This is a genomic window from Pectinatus frisingensis (assembly GCF_015732285.1).
GTDB lineage: Bacteria > Bacillota > Negativicutes > Selenomonadales > Selenomonadaceae > Pectinatus > Pectinatus frisingensis.
Genome location: NZ_WIQU01000053.1, coordinates 48,958 through 67,114 on the forward strand (window position 1 = coordinate 48,958; position 18,157 = coordinate 67,114).

General features: G+C 37.5%; 18 protein-coding genes. 5 read left to right on the plus strand and 13 right to left on the minus strand.

Annotated elements, in window-relative coordinates; genetic code table 11:
- Positions 1-24: 24 nt before the first annotated feature.
- From I6751_RS09635 to I6751_RS09655, 5 genes are all read right to left on the minus strand, one after another.
- Positions 25-681: a GntR family transcriptional regulator gene (locus I6751_RS09635; RefSeq protein ID WP_196590672.1), complete on the minus strand. Its 657-nt coding sequence runs from the start codon at positions 679-681 to the stop codon at positions 25-27.
- Positions 682-698: 17 nt separating this feature from the next.
- Entirely contained in the window at positions 699-1,535 is an 837-nt protein-coding gene (locus I6751_RS09640; RefSeq protein ID WP_196595384.1) for a dimethylarginine dimethylaminohydrolase family protein, read from the minus strand.
- 74 nt (positions 1,536-1,609) lie between these two features.
- Positions 1,610-2,470, minus strand: coding sequence for a transporter substrate-binding domain-containing protein (locus tag I6751_RS09645; RefSeq protein ID WP_196590674.1), 861 nt, complete (start codon positions 2,468-2,470; stop codon positions 1,610-1,612).
- Positions 2,471-2,512: 42 nt separating this feature from the next.
- Positions 2,513-3,196: an amino acid ABC transporter permease gene (locus tag I6751_RS09650; protein WP_196590675.1), complete on the minus strand. Its 684-nt coding sequence runs from the start codon at positions 3,194-3,196 to the stop codon at positions 2,513-2,515.
- 83 nt (positions 3,197-3,279) lie between these two features.
- Positions 3,280-4,050, minus strand: coding sequence for an amino acid ABC transporter ATP-binding protein (locus tag I6751_RS09655; protein ID WP_196590734.1), 771 nt, complete (start codon positions 4,048-4,050; stop codon positions 3,280-3,282).
- 254 nt (positions 4,051-4,304) lie between these two features.
- Here I6751_RS09655 and I6751_RS09660 point away from each other — a divergent pair, with 254 nt between their 5' ends.
- Positions 4,305-5,228, plus strand: a complete 924-nt coding sequence (locus I6751_RS09660; protein ID WP_196590676.1) for an AEC family transporter — start codon at positions 4,305-4,307, stop codon at positions 5,226-5,228.
- A 427-nt stretch (positions 5,229-5,655) separates the two neighbouring features.
- Here the strand turns inward: I6751_RS09660 and I6751_RS09665 are convergent, their stop codons facing one another.
- Both I6751_RS09665 and I6751_RS09670 read right to left on the minus strand, forming a co-directional pair.
- Entirely contained in the window at positions 5,656-6,393 is a 738-nt protein-coding gene (locus I6751_RS09665; RefSeq protein ID WP_196590678.1) for an NADPH-dependent oxidoreductase, read from the minus strand.
- Between the two features lie 272 nt (positions 6,394-6,665).
- Complete coding sequence (locus I6751_RS09670) at positions 6,666-6,968, minus strand: HU family DNA-binding protein (RefSeq protein ID WP_196590679.1); 303 nt, start codon at positions 6,966-6,968, stop codon at positions 6,666-6,668.
- A gap of 319 nt (positions 6,969-7,287) precedes the next feature.
- Here I6751_RS09670 and I6751_RS09675 point away from each other — a divergent pair, with 319 nt between their 5' ends.
- The gene (locus I6751_RS09675; protein ID WP_196590680.1) at positions 7,288-7,791 is read left to right on the plus strand and encodes a DNA-deoxyinosine glycosylase; all 504 of its coding nucleotides are present in this window, start codon (positions 7,288-7,290) and stop codon (positions 7,789-7,791) included.
- 8 nt (positions 7,792-7,799) lie between these two features.
- On the opposite strand, the gene I6751_RS09680 is transcribed toward I6751_RS09675, so the two are convergent.
- The 6 genes from I6751_RS09680 to I6751_RS09705 all read right to left on the minus strand — a co-directional run bounded on the left by I6751_RS09680 (position 7,800) and on the right by I6751_RS09705 (position 15,237).
- Entirely contained in the window at positions 7,800-9,581 is a 1,782-nt protein-coding gene (locus I6751_RS09680) for an ATP-binding protein (RefSeq protein ID WP_196590681.1), read from the minus strand.
- A 363-nt stretch (positions 9,582-9,944) separates the two neighbouring features.
- The gene (gene phoU / locus I6751_RS09685; protein WP_196590682.1) at positions 9,945-10,604 is read right to left on the minus strand and encodes a phosphate signaling complex protein PhoU; all 660 of its coding nucleotides are present in this window, start codon (positions 10,602-10,604) and stop codon (positions 9,945-9,947) included.
- Positions 10,605-10,620: 16 nt separating this feature from the next.
- Positions 10,621-11,376, minus strand: a complete 756-nt coding sequence (gene pstB, locus I6751_RS09690; protein WP_182188027.1) for a phosphate ABC transporter ATP-binding protein PstB — start codon at positions 11,374-11,376, stop codon at positions 10,621-10,623.
- 70 nt (positions 11,377-11,446) lie between these two features.
- Positions 11,447-13,525 (minus strand): polyphosphate kinase 1, encoded by a 2,079-nt coding sequence (ppk1, locus tag I6751_RS09695; RefSeq protein ID WP_196590683.1) that lies wholly within the window; start codon positions 13,523-13,525, stop codon positions 11,447-11,449.
- Between the two features lie 3 nt (positions 13,526-13,528).
- Positions 13,529-14,464, minus strand: coding sequence for a Ppx/GppA phosphatase family protein (locus I6751_RS09700; RefSeq protein ID WP_196590684.1), 936 nt, complete (start codon positions 14,462-14,464; stop codon positions 13,529-13,531).
- A gap of 71 nt (positions 14,465-14,535) precedes the next feature.
- Complete coding sequence (locus I6751_RS09705; protein WP_182188030.1) at positions 14,536-15,237, minus strand: response regulator transcription factor; 702 nt, start codon at positions 15,235-15,237, stop codon at positions 14,536-14,538.
- A 273-nt stretch (positions 15,238-15,510) separates the two neighbouring features.
- On the opposite strand from I6751_RS09705, the gene I6751_RS09710 reads away from it, so the two are divergent.
- Genes I6751_RS09710 through pstA form a run of 3 tightly spaced genes read left to right on the plus strand, consistent with a single transcriptional unit; the run spans position 15,511 to position 18,154 of the window.
- Complete coding sequence (locus I6751_RS09710) at positions 15,511-16,383, plus strand: phosphate ABC transporter substrate-binding protein (RefSeq protein WP_182188031.1); 873 nt, start codon at positions 15,511-15,513, stop codon at positions 16,381-16,383.
- A gap of 29 nt (positions 16,384-16,412) precedes the next feature.
- Positions 16,413-17,297, plus strand: coding sequence for a phosphate ABC transporter permease subunit PstC (gene pstC / locus I6751_RS09715; protein ID WP_182188032.1), 885 nt, complete (start codon positions 16,413-16,415; stop codon positions 17,295-17,297).
- The gene (gene pstA, locus I6751_RS09720; protein WP_196590685.1) at positions 17,297-18,154 is read left to right on the plus strand and encodes a phosphate ABC transporter permease PstA; all 858 of its coding nucleotides are present in this window, start codon (positions 17,297-17,299) and stop codon (positions 18,152-18,154) included. Before pstC ends, pstA begins: the two co-directional genes overlap by 1 nt.
- Positions 18,155-18,157: the final 3 nt, after the last annotated feature.

Sequence of the window (18,157 nt, forward strand, 5' to 3'; positions counted from 1 at the left end):
ATTTATCAACTGCCTTTGAGTAGATTAATGTATGAGCATACGGCGATCGACGTTGGTCAAATGATGTGACATTGCCTGAATTGCTGTCTCAAAATTACCCGCTTCGATTGCCTCTAGTACATCTTTATGTTCCTGGCTTGCAACTTGGCAGTATTTTGACAGTGTTCCGGATAATATCAGGTATCGTTTAATAATAGTATTTACCCATTCTACTGTTTCAGCTAAAAAATTATTTTTTGTGCACCGGGCAATTTTAATATGAAATAAATAATCCATTTCGATATATTCTTCAAAATTATTTTCTGCAGCAGCTTCACATTTTTTTTCATCGATTTTTTTTAGCTCATTGATCTGTTTTTTTGTTATATTATTTTCTAAAAGTGATACGGCTAATTCTTCCAGACAACGGCGAACCTGGGTCACCTGCTGTACATCATGGGCAGTTATATTGGAAACTACTATGCTGTTATTGACGTTGACTGTAGCAATATTTTCATGGACGAGCTTTATCAACGCAGATTTTATCGGTGTTCGGCTAATTTCAAGTTGTTCGGCAAGTTTTTCCTCTGCCAATATTTCTCCAGGTTTAAGTTCATTTTTTATAATAGCCCGCTTTATAATTTCATAAGCCTGATCAGAAAGCTTTTTAGTTTTTTTGACCGTTGCCAGTTTGGACATCATAGTTCCCCCATAATTGTTTATTCTCTGCTTAGAGGAAACGTCATACAATGTGGTCCGCCACCGGCTTTTACGATTTCGGTTATATCGACTTCAATAACATTTATTCCGTGTTTATCCAGCTGCGTATTCACATATTCGTTACTTTTTAATGATATGACTTTTTTATTTCCTAAAGCTTCTACATTGCATCCCAGCTGAAATACTCTTTCATCTGGGATATCAATTGTTTCAATTCCTTTTTGTTTTAATATTTTCAAAAAATCTTCCGGCAGAGCTTTTTTATAAACCAATGCCAGTTTTTCGTCAACCAGATTAAATAGCAGGTCCAAATGCAGATAAGCGGCATCACATGGGACAGGTATTATTTTATAACCATATTTGCTGATGCCATTACGAATTTCTTCTATGCCTTTGGTATTGGTACGAGCTATCATACCGATTGCCAGCGTATTATCGTCTAAAAATGAGAAATCGCCGCCTTCAAATAAACCATTTTTTACTTCCACAATCAAAGGCAGGCCTATTTCCTCCATTTTTCTGCGGTATGCTTCTTTTTCAAGAAATCTAATTGGTTCTTTAAAATTACCTAAAACATATCCCTCACGCAGGCAGCAGCCAAAATCACGTGAAAAAACAGCATTAGGACGTTCGGCATCTGCATCCAATGCAACTACCTCTACACCATTGTTTTCATAAGCTTTAAGTAATGCAGAATATTCATTTTCCATTATAACACGGTTCAATTTTGTATGCGACCACTGTACGGCAATCTCGTTTATTGGTGCTGCCTGCAAATATGTCGGGCGACACATCAAGACCTTTTTTAATACTCCGCTGGAATTTTTGACGAACATATTTATACTTCCCATCTGTAGTTTATTTTTAGCAAGTTGTTGATCAAATTGGTTTTGAATCGATGCTGCCATCGTTATTGTGCATTAGAATTGGCAAGCTTACTGTATTCCTCGATCCATTTATTAAAATTGTCATTATTTTTATTTTCTTTGATAACTTCATTTATTATTTTTAATAGGTCATCATTACCTTTTGTCACGGCAAGTGCCGTATCTTTATTGTCGTTTTTGAATGCCGCATCACTGAAAGCCAGATCAGGATTAGCGGTCAGATATTGCTGTGCCACGATACTTTCAACAACAATACCGTCAATTTTTTTATTAGTTAATTCAAGTACAAGGCTTGGGACTTTATCCAATGCTACCAAAGAAGAATTTGGCATTTCGGATTTAGCCAGTTTTTCCTGCGTAGTGTTTTTTTCCGCACCTACTGTTTTTCCATTAAAATCATCTAATGTTTTAAACTTAGCAGCGTCTGCTTTTCTTATCAGCAATTTTTGATGTGAGGTCAAATATATATCAGAAAAATCGACAGTCTTTTTTCTTTCATCAGTCGGGTTTATACCGGCAATGGCTAAATCAACTTTTCCTGCGGTCAATGAAGATAAAAGAGCATCAAAGCTCATATCTTCGATTTTTAATTTTACGCCTAATTTATCGGCAATAGCTTTAGCCAGAGCCATGTCAATCCCCGCCACATGATGATCACTGCTGGCTGTATCGACAAATTCATATGGTGGATAACCAGATGCCGTACCTACGACAAGAACGCCTTTATCTTTGATTGATTGCATCAAGCCGCTTGTTTTGTTTGTCGTTTGCTCGCCGGAACTGCTTCCGGTATTGCCGTCGCTGCCACCACAGCCGATAAGCATAAATGTTGCCAGCAGCATTGCCATAATACCAAATACCATTTTTTTCAATTTGACTTTCATACCATTCACCCCTGTTTTTGTTTATTGGTAAAATTATAAATATTAATTGCTTTTACTCATATATCCTTCCATAAATCTGACGCCATAAGAAATAGTAAATGTTATCATGAAATAAATAGCTGCAACTATAATCAATGGCTGCATCGGCTGAAAACTTATTCCTTGTATCGTATTGGCAGTGTACATAAGATCGGCCATGCCAATCACGGAAACCTGTGATGATGTCTTGATTATTGTTACAAATTCATTTCCCAATGCGGGCAGTATATTTTTTATTGCCTGCGGTAATACGACCAGGCGCATTGCAGAATGACCATTAAAACCAAGTGATCTTGCTGCCTCCATTTGTCCCCTTTCAACTGACTGTATTCCGCTGCGCACTATTTCACAAATATATGCACTGGTATTAATTGTAAGAGCCATTATACCGGAAAGCATTCGATCAATGCTCACCCCGCCTATATCAATCGATGGTAAATTAATGCCCAGCATTGGCAAGCCAAAAAAAGCGATAGCAATTTGGACTAAAACCGGTGTTCCCCGGATTAATTCAACATAAGCATTAGATATCCAGCGAAGGCCTCTGACCTTACTGATTTTCATCAGTGCCAAAATTATACCGATAATAAGACCACCTATAATCGAAAAAAACGATATGCTGATAGTCATTTTTGTTCCAGCCCAAAACATATCACTGTATTTAAAAAACACATCTAAAATTGACATTTCTCCACCTCTTTATTTATTGTATACAGAATCTCGAACTCCGAATACAGAAGGCCGGTAAAAAAAAGTTAACAACATTTAACTTAAATTACTTTTTGTAAAAAAGATCTTACACGTTTATTGTCACTGCTGTTAAATATATAATTGGGACTGCCTTTTTCGATTATTCTGCCAGAATCCATAAAAACCACATTGGAGGCTACTTCACGCGTAAATCCCATTTCGTGGCTCACAATGATCATTGTCATGCCAGTTTTAGCCAGATCTTTCATGACCTGCAGTACTTCTCCGACCATTTCGGGATCTAGTGCTGACGTAGGTTCATCAAACAGCATTACATCAGGATTCATTGCCAATGAACGGGCAATGGCGATACGCTGTTTTTGTCCGCCTGACAACTGGCTGGGATATGCATCTTTTTTTTCTGCTAAGCCTACTTTATTCAAAAGTGACATGCCGATTTCTGCCGCATTTTTTTTAGACATTTTTAATAAATTTATTGGTGCCAGTGTAATATTTTCCATAACTGTAAGATGTGGAAATAAATTAAAATGCTGAAAAACCATACCTATCTTTTGACGAATAGTATCGATATCGGAAGATTTATCCATTATTGAACGGCCATTATAGCAAATATCTCCATTATCGATACTTTCCAATTGATTTATGCAGCGCAGAAGTGTACTTTTTCCTGCTCCTGACGGACCTATTATAGTCACAACTTCACCTTTTTTTACAGAAAGGTCGACCTCTTGAAGAACATGCAATTTTTTAAACGTCTTAAACACATTTTTTACATCAATAACAGTATTAAATTCACTGGTATTTAATTCAGTCGTGCCAGAATTATGCATATTGAACAAATTAAACAATTTTCTCCCACCCTTTCTTTAGTGTAATTGAAATAATAAAAAAAACGCCCTGATAGTAAATCTACCAGAACGTCTTTGTTCATTTTATTGTGATAAGTATACTATGCACAAATACACTTGTCAATGATATATTTTTTTTATTTTTGAGTTGTTTTATAAATAATTTTTCTTGACACCACAAGGGTTTATCAGTATTCTTTATTGTATACTGAATACTAATAAGGAGCATCGCTGACATGCTGCAAATTATAGATCAAATGATAATTTTGACATTGCTGACATTGCTTGGTTTTGTTTGTTTTAAAACCGGTGTTATGAATGAAATATCCAATAAATATCTCTCCAAGTTAATTATAAGCATAATGTGTCCGGCTATCATTATCGATTCTGTGGTCAACATGCAGCACGACGAATCACAGGCCGCAGTACCGTGGGTATTTGGTGCCGCTATTGTGCTTTATTTTACGTTACCTTTACTTTCTAAATTATGCTGTTTTGCATTCGGCATAAAAGCGCCTCAAGCAAAGCTTTATGAAGCCATGCTGACATTTTCCAATGTCGGTTTCATAGGAATTCCCGTAGTGCAGGCCGTATATGGGAATAAAGCCATTTTTTATTTATCAATTTTTATTTTTGTTTATAATATGGCTGTATTTACTTATGGTACTTATTTAGTCAGTCATGGTGCGGCCGAAAAGAAATTTGCCTTGAAAGATACATTAAACGCTGCTGTAATTGGTTCATTATTAGGCATATTGATTTATTTTTTGCATATAGATCTGCCATTCACAGTATGTAAAGCTGTCGGCATGATAGGACAGACCACTACACCGCTAGCCATGATTGTAATCGGCTCAACGCTTGCTGCCACTTCGGTGCAATCTATCTTCAACATTAAGCATTTATATTTAATGAGCATTGTGAAATTGCTGTTTCTACCATTAGTAATACGGCTGTTGTTTGGTCTTTTTATTACTGATCAAATGATATTGGGGGTTTCTGTCATTGTTGCCGGAATGCCCGTTGCCAGTAATCTCGTAATGCTTTGCAATCAATATGGCGGGGACAGTTCACTGTTGGCAAAGGGAAGTTTTATGACCACTATTTTATCAGTATTTTCTATTCCTTTGGTGGTGTGGTTTATCATGCTCCCCCTGTAATTAAATATGGTTATGGTGAACGTGATAAACCAGTAGTGCATTGTAATTTTTCCGGGAATATAAATAATCGGTCATATGGATAGGCTGTTTTTGACAGGTCAGGAGTTATTTTTGCTGCCGATGAAATAGAAACCATTTGATTTATGTCCATGTAAAAATCAAATGAAAGAATTTTTCAGTAGTGAAATCTGACAACAGTTTTCGTATCCATGACAAAGATTAAGAGTTACAGAATTTCTGTCGACATATTGGCAGAAGTTTTTTGCGTGGAAGGGAGTAGTAAAAATTATCTAGTTTGTCTATATAAAAATATCATACAATAAAACACCCCAAATTTTCTGGCTGGTTTACAGCTTTCATATATTTGGGGTGTTTTACTGATAATTAAAGCAATGATTAAAAAATATAACAAGAAAAACAGAGATAATTATTTATTGTTGAGAAATCCCTGAGCTTTCATTGTCGGATACACAGCCGGAAAATATACTTGTTTGTAAATATCGGCTATCTGCCGGCTCCAGTTAGTATCTTTGTCGCCACGCTGCCGATAATATTTTTCCATTGTTTTATCGTATTCATCAATGACTGTTCTGACATTATGTGAATCATAACTTTCTTTGTGAATAAATGTCTTAAATGGTAATCTTGGTTTTATGGCAGATTTATCTGCCGGATAGCCGATAGCCAGCCCGACTATCGGATAAGTATATTTGGGAAGTTCAAGAAGTTCTATCATCTCAGCAGGATTATTCCTTATGGCACCGATGGGGACAATACCCAGATCCAGCGATTCAGCAGCAACAATAGCAGCTCCTAGTGCGATACCAACATCGATAGCGCCTACCAAAGTACCTTCAAGACTTTCCTGGATGATTTGCTTTTGCCCATTTTTTTCACAGGCGATACTTGAGCGGTAAAAATCAGCTGTAAAAACAAGAAATACCGGGGCTTTGCCAATCCATTGCTGATTGGCAGCCAGTTTGGCAATCTTTTGCTTTTTGGCAGTATTTTTTACTACAATAATTGAACACTGCTGCCCATTTATCGAAGTGGGCATAGCCTGTGCGGCTTGCAGTACTTGATCTAAGACTTCGTCAGCTATTGGTTTATTAAGATAACTGCGTATTGAACGATGTTGTTTCATAGTTTCAATGGTATTATTCATATAATCACATCCTAAATATTATTGTGATTTGATAATACAACGATATAAGCTATTGGTAAAGTAATTACCTTTTTAATACTTACTTACCGATACTATATTATAAAGAAAATAAAAAAAAGCTGTCGCATGAACAGCATTGACCTCATAAAAATGCAATTCACCACTGCATAGCGGCTCCCCGCTTTTTAAAAGTGGACAAAGAAAGTGAAGTATTACATATTTATGAATGAAAATGGATACGTGCGACAACCCTTTTTGGTATGGAATGTTAATTATTTTTTTGCTTTTTTTCTTTTTGGGGCAACATTCATTTTTTCTTTAAGGTTCTTACCAATTTTAAAAGTTGCAGTTTTTGATGCAGGAATCTTGATTTCGGCACCAGTCTGAGGATTGCGGCCTTTTCTTGCCGCGCGTGTCTTTGCTTCGAATGTTCCGAAACCGATGAGCTGTACATTGTTACCGCTGACAAGTGATTCGCTAATTGCTGCGAAAACGGCAGTTACTGCTAATTCAGCATCTTTTTTGGTGGTATCCATTTTCTGAGCCACTTCAGTGATCAATTCTGTTTTGTTCATATTATCCCTGTCCTTTTTAAAAAATTATGATTGATTTATAGACTATTTTATCATATATATTTGAATTTTTCCTCTAAAAATTGCAAATTTTATAAGAAAGTTTTTTAAATTTCAATAAAGCAGTCGATAAATTGAGCTAATGGACATAAAATCGAGTATAATCAAGCATTGTCGTTAAATTATTTGACCCTATAAAAACAGTCCGTAAATTTATCTGATAACAGATGTTTACTGACATGCCCAAATAATTTATGTAAATGATATTTTTTCCCAAATGGTAATATAATAGTATATACAGATGTTAAGCAAGGAGAAATATATGGATAAATGTTTAGGGTTTAAGCCGATAGTAAATAAAAATGCTCAAATATTGATTTTAGGTTCCATGCCCAGTGTAGTTTCATTAAAACAGCAGCAATATTATGCTCATCCGCAGAATAGATTTTGGCGTTTAATGGCAAATTTGATCGGTTATAATAATGCTCCAACAAACTATGATGAAAAGATAAAGATGCTGCAGGATAATCGTATTGCGCTGTGGGATGCCATCGCTTCCTGCAGACGAGAGGGAAGTCTGGATTCCGCTATAGAAAATGAAATTCCCAATGATTTCAACGGTTTTTTGCGAAAGTATCCGGCAATACGGACAGTGTGCTTCAATGGAGGGAAATCCTATCAATGCTTTAAAAAATACAATAAACGGCTTTTGCAGGATAATAGCTATACTTTTTTGCCTATGCCTTCAACAAGTCCGGCTAATGCCCGTTTTCGCTTAGAAATGCTGGAAAAAACATGGGGGGGAATGTTTCAGCAGCCAAAATAGGACGGCAGTTAATTATCAGCGTGCTGTAATGGGAATTTTATTGTAAATGTGGTTCCCTGTCTTGGTTCACTGGCAACAAATATTTTGCCGTCGAATAGTTCCACAAGAAACCGTACTAATGAAAGACCAATGCCTGAACCTCCGATATCCTGGCGTACACGAGATTTGTCACTACGGTAAAACCGATCGAAAATAAATGGAAGTTCTGATTTATCAATGCCTATACCGGTATCTTTTATGGTAAATACGGCAGTGTTTTTTTCGATTTTACAGGAAAGATAAATGTTTCCCGCAATTGGAGTATATTTTATTGCATTTTCCATCAAATTGATAAAGATCTGTGCAAATAGATCAGGATTAGCTTTTATCAATATTGTTTTGTCAGGAAAATCTGTATTCAAATGTTGTTGTTTTTTTCCTAATAATGGAGTCATAGTTTTGCCGGCCTTAGCTAAAGCAGTCAGACTGTCGATATTAGTTGTGACAATTTGTTTTCGATAGTCATGGCTGTTTAATTTTGCCAGTTGCAGCAGATTTTTTACCAGATATTGCATACGACAGCTTTCATCATAAATAATTTTTAGAAAATGCTGCGTTGTTTCACTGCTGTTTGAATTTTCGTCAAGCAGAGTTTCACTGAATCCTTTTATTGAAGTGAGCGGTGTTGAAAGCTCATGAGCAGCATTGGCAACAAAACTATTCTGTCGGTCGGTTATTTCCTGCAGCAATGATATATCATGGAAAACACAAACAATATTTTGTCGGTCTTCTATGGCAAATGGGGCAAAAAAAGCAATAAATGTTTTTTCAGTAATACCTAGCCTGATTCGGAAAGTGGTTTTCTTATTTTGGTTTTCACGGGCACAATTTTTAGCGGTATCACTGATGATGGTACTGCCGATACAATTGATGCTGTAAGTATTTATGATGTCTGATGTTATGGCAAAAGTTTTTTGAGCTTGTTTATTAGCCTGAATAATGAGACCTTTTTCATTTAATAAAATCACGGCATTATCCATATTGTCGAGAATCAGGGACAAAGTATGGGCTTTTGCTTGAGAATCATTAATTTTGCGAAGCAGTCGACTGGTAAGTTTATTTATTGTGACTGCGAGGAATTCTAATTCGTCACCGGTTGTGATATGCAGCCGGGTATTTAAATCACCATTGATTATTTTTTGGGCGTCATTGGTCATTTGTTTTATTGGTTGAATAAAGCGGCGGGTTAAAAATACACCGATACTGATAGCAGCAATGGTGACAATTAAAAATATGAATAAGATATTATTTTTCATGTCATTATAAGATTTTTCCAAAGGTGCAATACTCATAGCCGTCCGGCATACCCCAACTAATACACCCTTATTGTAGACAGGAATAGCGACATAAAGAAGATTTTTCTGCAAAGTCTGGCTGAAACGTATGGAAGAACCGAGTCCGGTATTTAGTGCGTCTTGTATTTCAGTGCGGTCTTCATGATTGTCCATTGATTCGATATCATAAGAAGAATCATATATAACAGTGCCAATGCTGTTTATCAGGGTGATGCGCAGGCCTGTGTCATCACTGACTGAATGCAGTAAAGCGACACCATCATCGTCAGGATCGGTAAAGTATTTTTGTGAAATGTCGGCAATAGTTTTGGCTTGATTTTCTAAAGAAGTAGTTCTGTCTGTGATATTTATTTGATAGAAATAATTGACAATATAGATACTGCAAATCAACAGAGGTAAAATTACTAATACCAGTGAATAAAGTGTAAGCCGCCGGCTGATACTTGATTTTAGCATAATGAGAATCCTCTCTAAGAATATTTATTATAATATAACGCAAATCTTGTCGTTATAAAAGTGATAGATTTTGTAAAGAGAGATTTGTATGGATAAATTGTAAATTTTTAAAAATACTTTTTGTCTCAATAAAGCAGCGATACGGACTGAAAAGCAGCGATATGGACTGAATGGTTGGAACAATACAGATAGATAATATTTTCATAAAAAAAAAGCTGCCACATGCAGGTGTTTTCATTCATAAGCATACACTATCCCGTTGACTTTATCCCCTTTGGCAGGGGATAACCGTATAACGGCGGCAGCAGTATCTGATGAGGTTAATACCCTTCATGCGACAGCTCCTTGCACTGAAGATAACGGTTATTTGATTTTTTTTGTTTTGCGGATGCGTTCGGCCGTTTCGAGATAAATGACCCATTCAGCAATATTTGTAGCATGATCACCAATTCTTTCCAAATAACGTGAGATGAATACCAGTTCCGGTAGTGATTCAACACTGGTATAATTTGATATTTCAGTCAGAGTTTTGGCAAAAAGTGAATCAGCATTATCATCCTCATGACAAACCTGTTCGGCCAGACTAACATCACCATCTTTATAAGCTTGGATCGACATGTTGATCATCGTGACGGCACAATCAGATAATTCTTTTATGTAAGATTTATTGAAATTAAAAGGCTTTTTTAAATTACTGGTGATTCTGGCTATGTCAAAAGCATGATCACCAATACGTTCCAAGTCAGTGGATATTTTAAAGGAGGTGGCTATTATTCGTAAATCGTGAGCTATAGGCTGCTGTTTAGCAATCAGCAGTATGCAGGAATCTTCAATATCAATAAGTAATTTGTCGATTATGTCATCGTTGTTCATTACCTGGGCAGCAAGATCCTTGTCAAAATTCAATAACGCCTTAATTGAATCCCGAGCCGCTGCTGAGGCTGTCGTTCCCATATCGACTATTTTTTTTTGTATTTTTAGTAAATCTTCGGTATAGGCTTTGCGTGTCATTTGTTGATCCATAGTTTACATTCCCTTCTTAGCCGAAACGACCGGATATATAGTCTTCAGTTTGCTTGTCCGACGGATTGGTAAAGATTACATCGGTGACATCATGCTCGATTAATTTACCGTTGAGAAAAAATGCCGTATAGTCAGATACACGTGCTGCCTGCTGCATATTGTGTGTGACCATTACAATAGTGTATTTCTTTTTTAATTCAGTAACTAGTTCTTCTATTTTCATTGTGGAAATAGGATCAAGTGCAGAGCAGGGTTCATCCATCAAAATGACTTCCGGTTCGACTGCAAGAACGCGGGCTATGCAAAGTCGTTGCTGCTGGCCGCCGGACATTCCCATAGCAGAATCATTAAGCCGGTCCTTTACTTCATCCCAAAGAGCGGCATTATGCAGACTGCGCTCAACAATTTCATTTAATTTGGCCTTACTGTTCAGTCCGTGGATGCGTGGCCCGTAAGCAATGTTTTCATAAATGGACATAGGAAAAGGATTAGGACGCTGGAATACCATCCCGACGCGCTTACGCAGATAAACAACGTCGTTATCAGGTGCATAGATGTCATTGCCATCCAGATATACGTCACCGTCAATATGGACACTGTCAATTAAATCATTCATGCGATTGAGAGTTTTTAAAAAAGTCGACTTACCGCAGCCTGACGGACCGATAAGTGCAACGACCATATTAGACGGTACATCAAGTGAAATATTATATAAAGCCTGCTTACTGCCATAATATAGATTTAGATTTTTGGCCTGCATTTTATACTGCATTGTAGTACCTCCTGGACATGTCTTCCTCGTAAATATAGCATATAATAACGATATCATTGTTAGCTGAATGTTAATTTTTTGTAAAACTATCTGACTGCTGAAGTGTATTGTTTTGTTGCAGGAAAAAAGCCTGACTGTCGAATGGGGCGGTTTTACTGATAATTTTCTGATAATTGCCGTCGGTATCCAATGATCGCCCCTTAACTGTGTCCTGCCACATTATCAATAAATTTTTATAAATGCTTTCTTTCAGTGACTTGTCATATATGGGGCAGGCTAATTCTACCCGATGTTCAGTATTTCTGGTCATCCAATCGGCAGAAGAAATATAAATTTTAATGTCTGCATCGCTGCCGAAACAAAAAACGCGGGAATGTTCTAAGAACCGCCCGACAATGCTCCTTACCTTGATATTTTCTGTTTTGCCGGCTATACCAGGCTTTAAACAGCAAATGCCGCGAATGATCATTTTTATTTCTACACCGGTTTGTGATGCCGCTGCCAGTGCATCGATGAGTTCACGGTCAGTCAGGGAATTTATCTTTAGCAGAATATGTGCGGACTTACCTTGTGCAGCCTGCAGCTGTTCATGCTTGATTAGAGCTAAAAGACCGCTTTTAAGACCGTTCGGGGCTGCTAGAAAGTGTTTGTAGCTGCCATATAAATTATCGGTGCCCATATTTTGAAAAAATTGTACAGCATCCAGACCGATACCTTCCGAAGCAGTGAAAAAAGCAAGATCTGTATACGCTTTAGCCGTTTGCTCATTATAATTGCCGGTGCCTATTTGAGTGATGTATTCAATTTTATCGCTTTGACGACGCATTATAAGGCATATTTTCCCATGTACCTTAAAACCTTCCATGCCGTAAATTACTTTACAGCCGGCATCTTGCAGCAGTTCAGCCCAATTTATATTGTTAGCCTCATCAAAACGGGCCCGCAGTTCCATTAGTACGGTGACGTCTTTGCCGAGTTCAGCAGCGATGCTTAACAGTCGGATTAATTTTGTTTTTTGACCGCCGATGCGGTAAATAGTAATTTTTATAGCAAAAACAGTTTCATCATAAACAGCTTCTTTTAATAATTGTAAAAATAAATCAAAACTTTGATAAGGATAGTTTAAAAGTAAATCATGTTCACTTATATAATCAATCATGCGGCACTTTTCTGGAACGGCGCATTTTTCAGATGGATTGAATGCCGGATAAGTTGAACCTGATGACGCTGACAGTTTATGTTGCAGTAATGTCAAATAAGTAATATTTATCGGTGCCCGGCAATGAAAGATTTGTGCCTTTTTTATTTTTAAATGTTTTGCCAGAAAATCTACCATAAAGGGAGTAGTATTTCCGTTTAATTCTAATCGTACAGCGGCAAGCCTAGCCCGCCTTCTCAGGCTTTTACGAGCATGCTGGAGATAATCTTCTCCCAATTCAAAGTCCTCGTCATCGAGACTTATATCGGCGTTTCTTGTGACACTGATGACTGCGGTGTTTTCTATGGTGTACATATCAAAAATTTTTTTGGCAAAATATTGAATGACATCTTCCATTAGAATATATTTTATTTTTTTGCCCGGCAGATACAATAATTTTGGTAAGTTTTTTGGTACTGGAATAATTCCAAGTATGTAAGATTTTTTTTCTCTTAAAATGGCTGTGACATACAGTGCTTTGTTGATTAAATGGGGAAAAGGATGGCGAATGTTTATCACCAATGGGGAAAGTAATGGCATTACCTGCATACTGAAATATTTTTCAATAAAAATTTGTTCCAGTTTACCGAGTCTGGCAGCGGTTTTATGCTGTATACCGGCAGTCTTGCAAATTCGTTCCAGTTTGATAAACAAGGCATCGCGTTTTTTATATAATAAGCGTGTTGCTGAGAATATTTTGTCAAGTTGCTGTGCGGGAGTTAAGAAACTTTTATTGTCAAATTTAACTTTGTCTTCCAGAGATAAATCATACAGGCTGCCAACGCGTATCATGTAAAATTCATCTAAATTGCTGTTGAATATTGATAAAAAATTCAGCCGTTCGCAAAGCGGTACTGTTTCATCAGAGGCTTCTTCCAATACCCGTTCATTGAATTTTAACCATGATAGTTCACGATTTTGTGTATATGTCGGATAAAATTTTTTTACCATATATCACACCTCGATGTCATCAAATTCTTTTAGAACTATTTTTGACAGATAACCTTCCCGTACACCTGCCTGGCTTACAAATATATTTTGCGCTGTGAAATGTTCGACCAGAGCTTCCAATATAATTGTACCGGGCAGAATAGTACGTATTCGTTCAGGAACTATATCCAATAGAGTATCAAGTGAACTGCGGTCAATATGATTTTTGTTCTTCTTGCTTAAAAACGGTTTGATGATGTTGTTGATATATTTAGCTTGCATCGTGTTATTTTGCGGACTGAGACTAAATATCTGGTTATATAGTTTTTTAGCTGCACGGATAGTCCCACCGACTCCACAGATATTTTGGTATTCGGCAGCAAAGTTAATTTGTTTTTCTGCTTCCAGTAAAGATAAGATTTTGCTGCTGATTTTTTTCCGTTCGTCTTTATTGGGGAAAAAATGATTGGTATATTTATTATAAGCACTAAGCGACCCCAATGGCAGACTGACGGCCTGTTTTATTTTCATATTTTCATAAGCGACCAGTTCAGTGCTGGCACCGCCAATATCGATCATCAGACCGCTTTTTAGTGCTGCCGTGCCGGCTATACCGATAAAATCAAGAGTGGCTTCTGTTCTGCCGCTGATTACATCTATTTTAAGACCGGTGCGGTATTCTATTTCCTGTACGGCTTGATTACTATTAGCTACATTTCGCAAAGCAGCGGTTGCAAATGCATATACATTGTTTATATTTAGTTCATTGACAATCTTTTTAAAAGTCGTCAAAGCATGACAAGCCTTGTCAATACCGGCTCCACTCATCATATTGTCATGAACGTAAGAGGCCAGCGCAGCCATTTCTTTTTTATTTAGTAAGACGGTATACGAGTTGTTTTCTGCCTTGTAAATGACCAGGCGTATTGTGTTGGAGCCAATGTCTATTATTGCATACATAAAAATCACCTCGTTAAAATTAGTGCAGTAAATAAACGATAACAGATGTTATATAAGGATATTCGGGAGTGTTATTTTTTATAATTTTGTCTGGTAAATCGATAACCGACTCCACGTACGGTTTTTATGCCGTCGCATATATCAGGTGCTGATTGCAGTTTGGCACGCAGGTGACGGACATGGACATCAACAGTTCGCGTGTCACCGTAGTATTCATAACCCCATACTTTTTCTAACAGTTCATCACGCGAAAAAGCTTTTCCTTCATTGGTTATAAATAATTTTAATAGATCGTATTCCTTGGGTGTCAGCATCAGCTGTTCATCATCAAGATAAGCGGCATAGCCATTAAAATCAATTTTTAAATGCCCCAGGATCAATTCACCATCGGAAGATTGTTGATGAGTGTTACTGCGTCGCAGTACAGCTTTGATTCGGGCTATAAGCTCACGCATACTGAAAGGTTTGGTCGTGTAGTCATCAGCGCCCAGTTCAAGGCCAAGTACCTTGTCTATTTCTTCGTCTTTAGCTGTTATCATTATAATTGGGATTTTAGAGGTGTTTTTATTCTGTTTCAGGCGGCGGCACACTTCAAAACCATCGATTTGCGGCAGCATGATATCCAGCAGAATAAGTGCAATGTCGTTTTGCTGGGCCAGCTCAATGGCACTAAATCCGTCTGCAGCGGTCAACACTGTATAACCATTCTTTTTTAGATTAAAAGACAGTAATTCACGAATCGGAGCTTCGTCATCGACAACTAAAATTTTCATATAAACTCTCCATACTAAATTAATTAAAATGAATTCAAAGTATAACTTTCGCTAAATTTCCTGAATATCCTATTGATAAATGCAAATATCGCGATAGTTAACATAATATTAACAAATGCATAACAAGCAGTATTGAAATATACGTTAAAATGAATTTGAAACATAAAGGATATAGTTCTGCAAAATGAGTAACAGGGAATAAATCAGGTTAGATGCCGATAAGAATTATCTGGTCGGTTTTAAATTTAATTAAATTTATTTGGAGGGTTTAGGATGCTATTTAGCGGAAAGAAAAAATTATTAGCTTTATTGGGAACAATGGTATTAGGAACAATGTTGCTTGCAGGCTGTGGGGCTGATAAAGCGGCGTCGGGCAGCGGAGATAAAGCAGCGTCGGCACTGGAAGGAAAAGTAACGGCTTCCGGGTCAACTGCCTTGCTGCCGATGCTTAAACCGGCACAGGAAGCATTTGAAAAGGCTCATGATAAGGTTACTGTAAATATTGCTGGCGGCGGTTCTTTCACTGGAATGAATCAGGTAGCCGAAGGTGCGGTTGATATCGGTGATTCAGATGTTGATTTACCGGATCAGTACAAGGATAAAGGCTTGGTTGATCATAAAGTCGCTGTGGCACCGTTTGTTTTGATAACCAACACTGAAAATAAAGTAGCTAATCTTACAATACAGCAGGCATCTGATATTTTTACCGGTAAGATAACCAATTGGAAAGATGTCGGCGGTGACGATCAACCAATCACAATTATCCACCGCGCTAAGTCATCCGGTTCCCGTGCAATTATTACGGCCACTATATTGAAAGGACAAGAATTTACTGATAATGCCTCTATTCAGGATTCTAACGGAGCTGTGTTAAAAGGTGTGGCAACTACGCCAGGAGCAATAGGATATGTAGATGCCGCTTATGCTGATAAAAGTGTAAAAACTTTCTCACTTGATGGTGTGGCATATTCAGCTCAGGCGGTTATTGATGGTAAATATCCTATCTTCGGTTATGAACATATGTACACAAAAGGTGAACCTAAAGATGCTGTAAAAGCTTTTATTGATTATGTAATGGGCGATGAATTCCAAAATTCACAGGTAGAAAAATTAGGATTTATCCCGATAAGCAAAATGAAAAAATAATTATAGAAAATCATTGCAAAGGTAAAAACATGGAAAAAGATTTTAATCATCAACGAAAATTAATATATGACCGTTATGTGCGGTATTTGTTTATCGCCTGCGCAGCATTGATGACCATAATAATTTTTTCCATAATATTTTTTGTCGGAAAACAGGGGCTGATGACATTTCATGATGTCAGCCCTATTGAATTTTTTTTGACTGATAAATGGAATCCGTCAATCAATAAATATGGGGCATTGAGTTTTATATTGGGCTCTGTGGCAGTAACAATGCTGGCGATAGTTATTGGGACACCTTTGGGGCTTTTGGGCGCTGTATTTATGTCCAAGATAGCACCGCGTAAACTCAGAAATATTATGCGTCCGGCTGTTGATTTATATGTGGCGATACCATCGGTGGTTTATGGTTATATTGGTCTTACTGTGCTTATACCATTAGTAAGAAATTTATTTGATGTCAATATGGGCTATGGTATTTTTGTGACAGCGGTAATATTGTCTGTGATGATTTTACCAACGATAATAAGCATTAGTGAAGATGCTTTGGATGGGGTGCCAAAACCTTTAGAAGAGGCATCTTTAGCATTGGGGGCAACTTATTGGCAGACTTTATATAAAGTCGTTGTACCTGCAGCCGCACCGGGAATACTGACGGCAGTTGTGCTGGCAATGGCCAGGGCAGTGGGAGAGACAATGGCTGTGCAGATGGTAATTGGTAATACACCGCTTTTACCGAAAAGCTTATTTACACCGACAGCAACCTTAACCAGTGATATTGTCATTGAAATGGGCAATACTCCCTTTGGTTCACCATGGGGAAACGCATTGTTTTTGATGGCTCTGGTTTTGCTTGTGGTTTCATTGTTGATGATTTTGCTGATAAAGCGTATCAGTGCCAGGAGGTATGCCTGATGAGTGCCAGATTGATAAATAAAATAGCTATGCTGATATTATGGCTGACCGGATTTTTCATCATTGCGCTGTTGTGTGTATTCTTGGGGTACATTTTATACAAGGGAGTGCCGGTGCTCTCGGTGCATTTTATATTCGGCAAATCAAGTGATATATTAGCAGGTGGCGGTGTAGGCGCACAATTGTTCAATTCATTTTATATGCTGTTTTTATCATTGCTGATTTCTGTACCTGTTGCTTTGGGAGCCGGTATTTATTTGGCTGAATATGCCAGAAACAATGTCGTGACAAAAATTATCAGGCTCAGTACGGAAAGTCTTGCTACAGTACCATCAATAGTACTGGGACTTTTTGGTATGATCGTGTTTGTCAATATGGCCGGATTGGGATTCAGCATATTGAGCGGTACTTTTACTTTGGTACTTTTGAACTTACCGCTTTTAGTAAGAGTTACGGAAGAATCTATAAAACTTGTACCGCAGGCTTATCGTGAAGCCAGTTTGGCAATAGGAGCCACTAAGTGGCAGACAATTTATAAAGTAGTGTTGCCATCAGCACTAGCGGGGATTATTACCGGGATCATTTTGACTGCCGGACGTGCATTAGGTGAAACAGCTATTTTGATTTTTACAGCCGGTACGACAGTATCAAGGTATATGTTTGATACTGATGTAATGGCTGCCGGTGAGACTTTAGCAGTGCATTTATGGTATTTGATGTCGGTAGGCCTGGTACCGGACAGAGGCTTGATTGCTGATGGTATTGGTGCCTTGCTCATAATTATGATTTTATTGTTTAACCTGGTGCTTACAATACCACTCAGGATAATTCAAAAACGCATGGGAATAATAAAGTAAAAC

Excerpts from the sequence above, each read along its gene's own strand:
- I6751_RS09635 (WP_196590672.1), bottom strand. The coding sequence starts at position 681 with ATGATGTCCAAACTGGCAACGGTCAAAAAAACTAAAAAGCTTTCTGAT.
- I6751_RS09640 (WP_196595384.1), bottom strand. The coding sequence starts at position 1,535 with ATGTTCGTCAAAAATTCCAGCGGAGTATTAAAAAAGGTCTTGATGTGT.
- I6751_RS09645 (WP_196590674.1), bottom strand. The coding sequence starts at position 2,470 with ATGAAAGTCAAATTGAAAAAAATGGTATTTGGTATTATGGCAATGCTG.
- I6751_RS09650 (WP_196590675.1), bottom strand. The coding sequence starts at position 3,196 with ATGTCAATTTTAGATGTGTTTTTTAAATACAGTGATATGTTTTGGGCT.
- I6751_RS09655 (WP_196590734.1), bottom strand. The coding sequence starts at position 4,050 with ATGCATAATTCTGGCACGACTGAATTAAATACCAGTGAATTTAATACT.
- I6751_RS09660 (WP_196590676.1), top strand. The coding sequence starts at position 4,305 with ATGCTGCAAATTATAGATCAAATGATAATTTTGACATTGCTGACATTG.
- I6751_RS09665 (WP_196590678.1), bottom strand. The coding sequence starts at position 6,393 with ATGAATAATACCATTGAAACTATGAAACAACATCGTTCAATACGCAGT.
- I6751_RS09670 (WP_196590679.1), bottom strand. The coding sequence starts at position 6,968 with ATGAACAAAACAGAATTGATCACTGAAGTGGCTCAGAAAATGGATACC.
- I6751_RS09675 (WP_196590680.1), top strand. The coding sequence starts at position 7,288 with ATGGATAAATGTTTAGGGTTTAAGCCGATAGTAAATAAAAATGCTCAA.
- I6751_RS09680 (WP_196590681.1), bottom strand. The coding sequence starts at position 9,581 with ATGCTAAAATCAAGTATCAGCCGGCGGCTTACACTTTATTCACTGGTA.
- phoU (WP_196590682.1), bottom strand. The coding sequence starts at position 10,604 with ATGGATCAACAAATGACACGCAAAGCCTATACCGAAGATTTACTAAAA.
- pstB (WP_182188027.1), bottom strand. The coding sequence starts at position 11,376 with ATGCAGTATAAAATGCAGGCCAAAAATCTAAATCTATATTATGGCAGT.
- ppk1 (WP_196590683.1), bottom strand. The coding sequence starts at position 13,525 with ATGGTAAAAAAATTTTATCCGACATATACACAAAATCGTGAACTATCA.
- I6751_RS09700 (WP_196590684.1), bottom strand. The coding sequence starts at position 14,464 with ATGTATGCAATAATAGACATTGGCTCCAACACAATACGCCTGGTCATT.
- I6751_RS09705 (WP_182188030.1), bottom strand. The coding sequence starts at position 15,237 with ATGAAAATTTTAGTTGTCGATGACGAAGCTCCGATTCGTGAATTACTG.
- I6751_RS09710 (WP_182188031.1), top strand. The coding sequence starts at position 15,511 with ATGCTATTTAGCGGAAAGAAAAAATTATTAGCTTTATTGGGAACAATG.
- pstC (WP_182188032.1), top strand. The coding sequence starts at position 16,413 with ATGGAAAAAGATTTTAATCATCAACGAAAATTAATATATGACCGTTAT.
- pstA (WP_196590685.1), top strand. The coding sequence starts at position 17,297 with ATGAGTGCCAGATTGATAAATAAAATAGCTATGCTGATATTATGGCTG.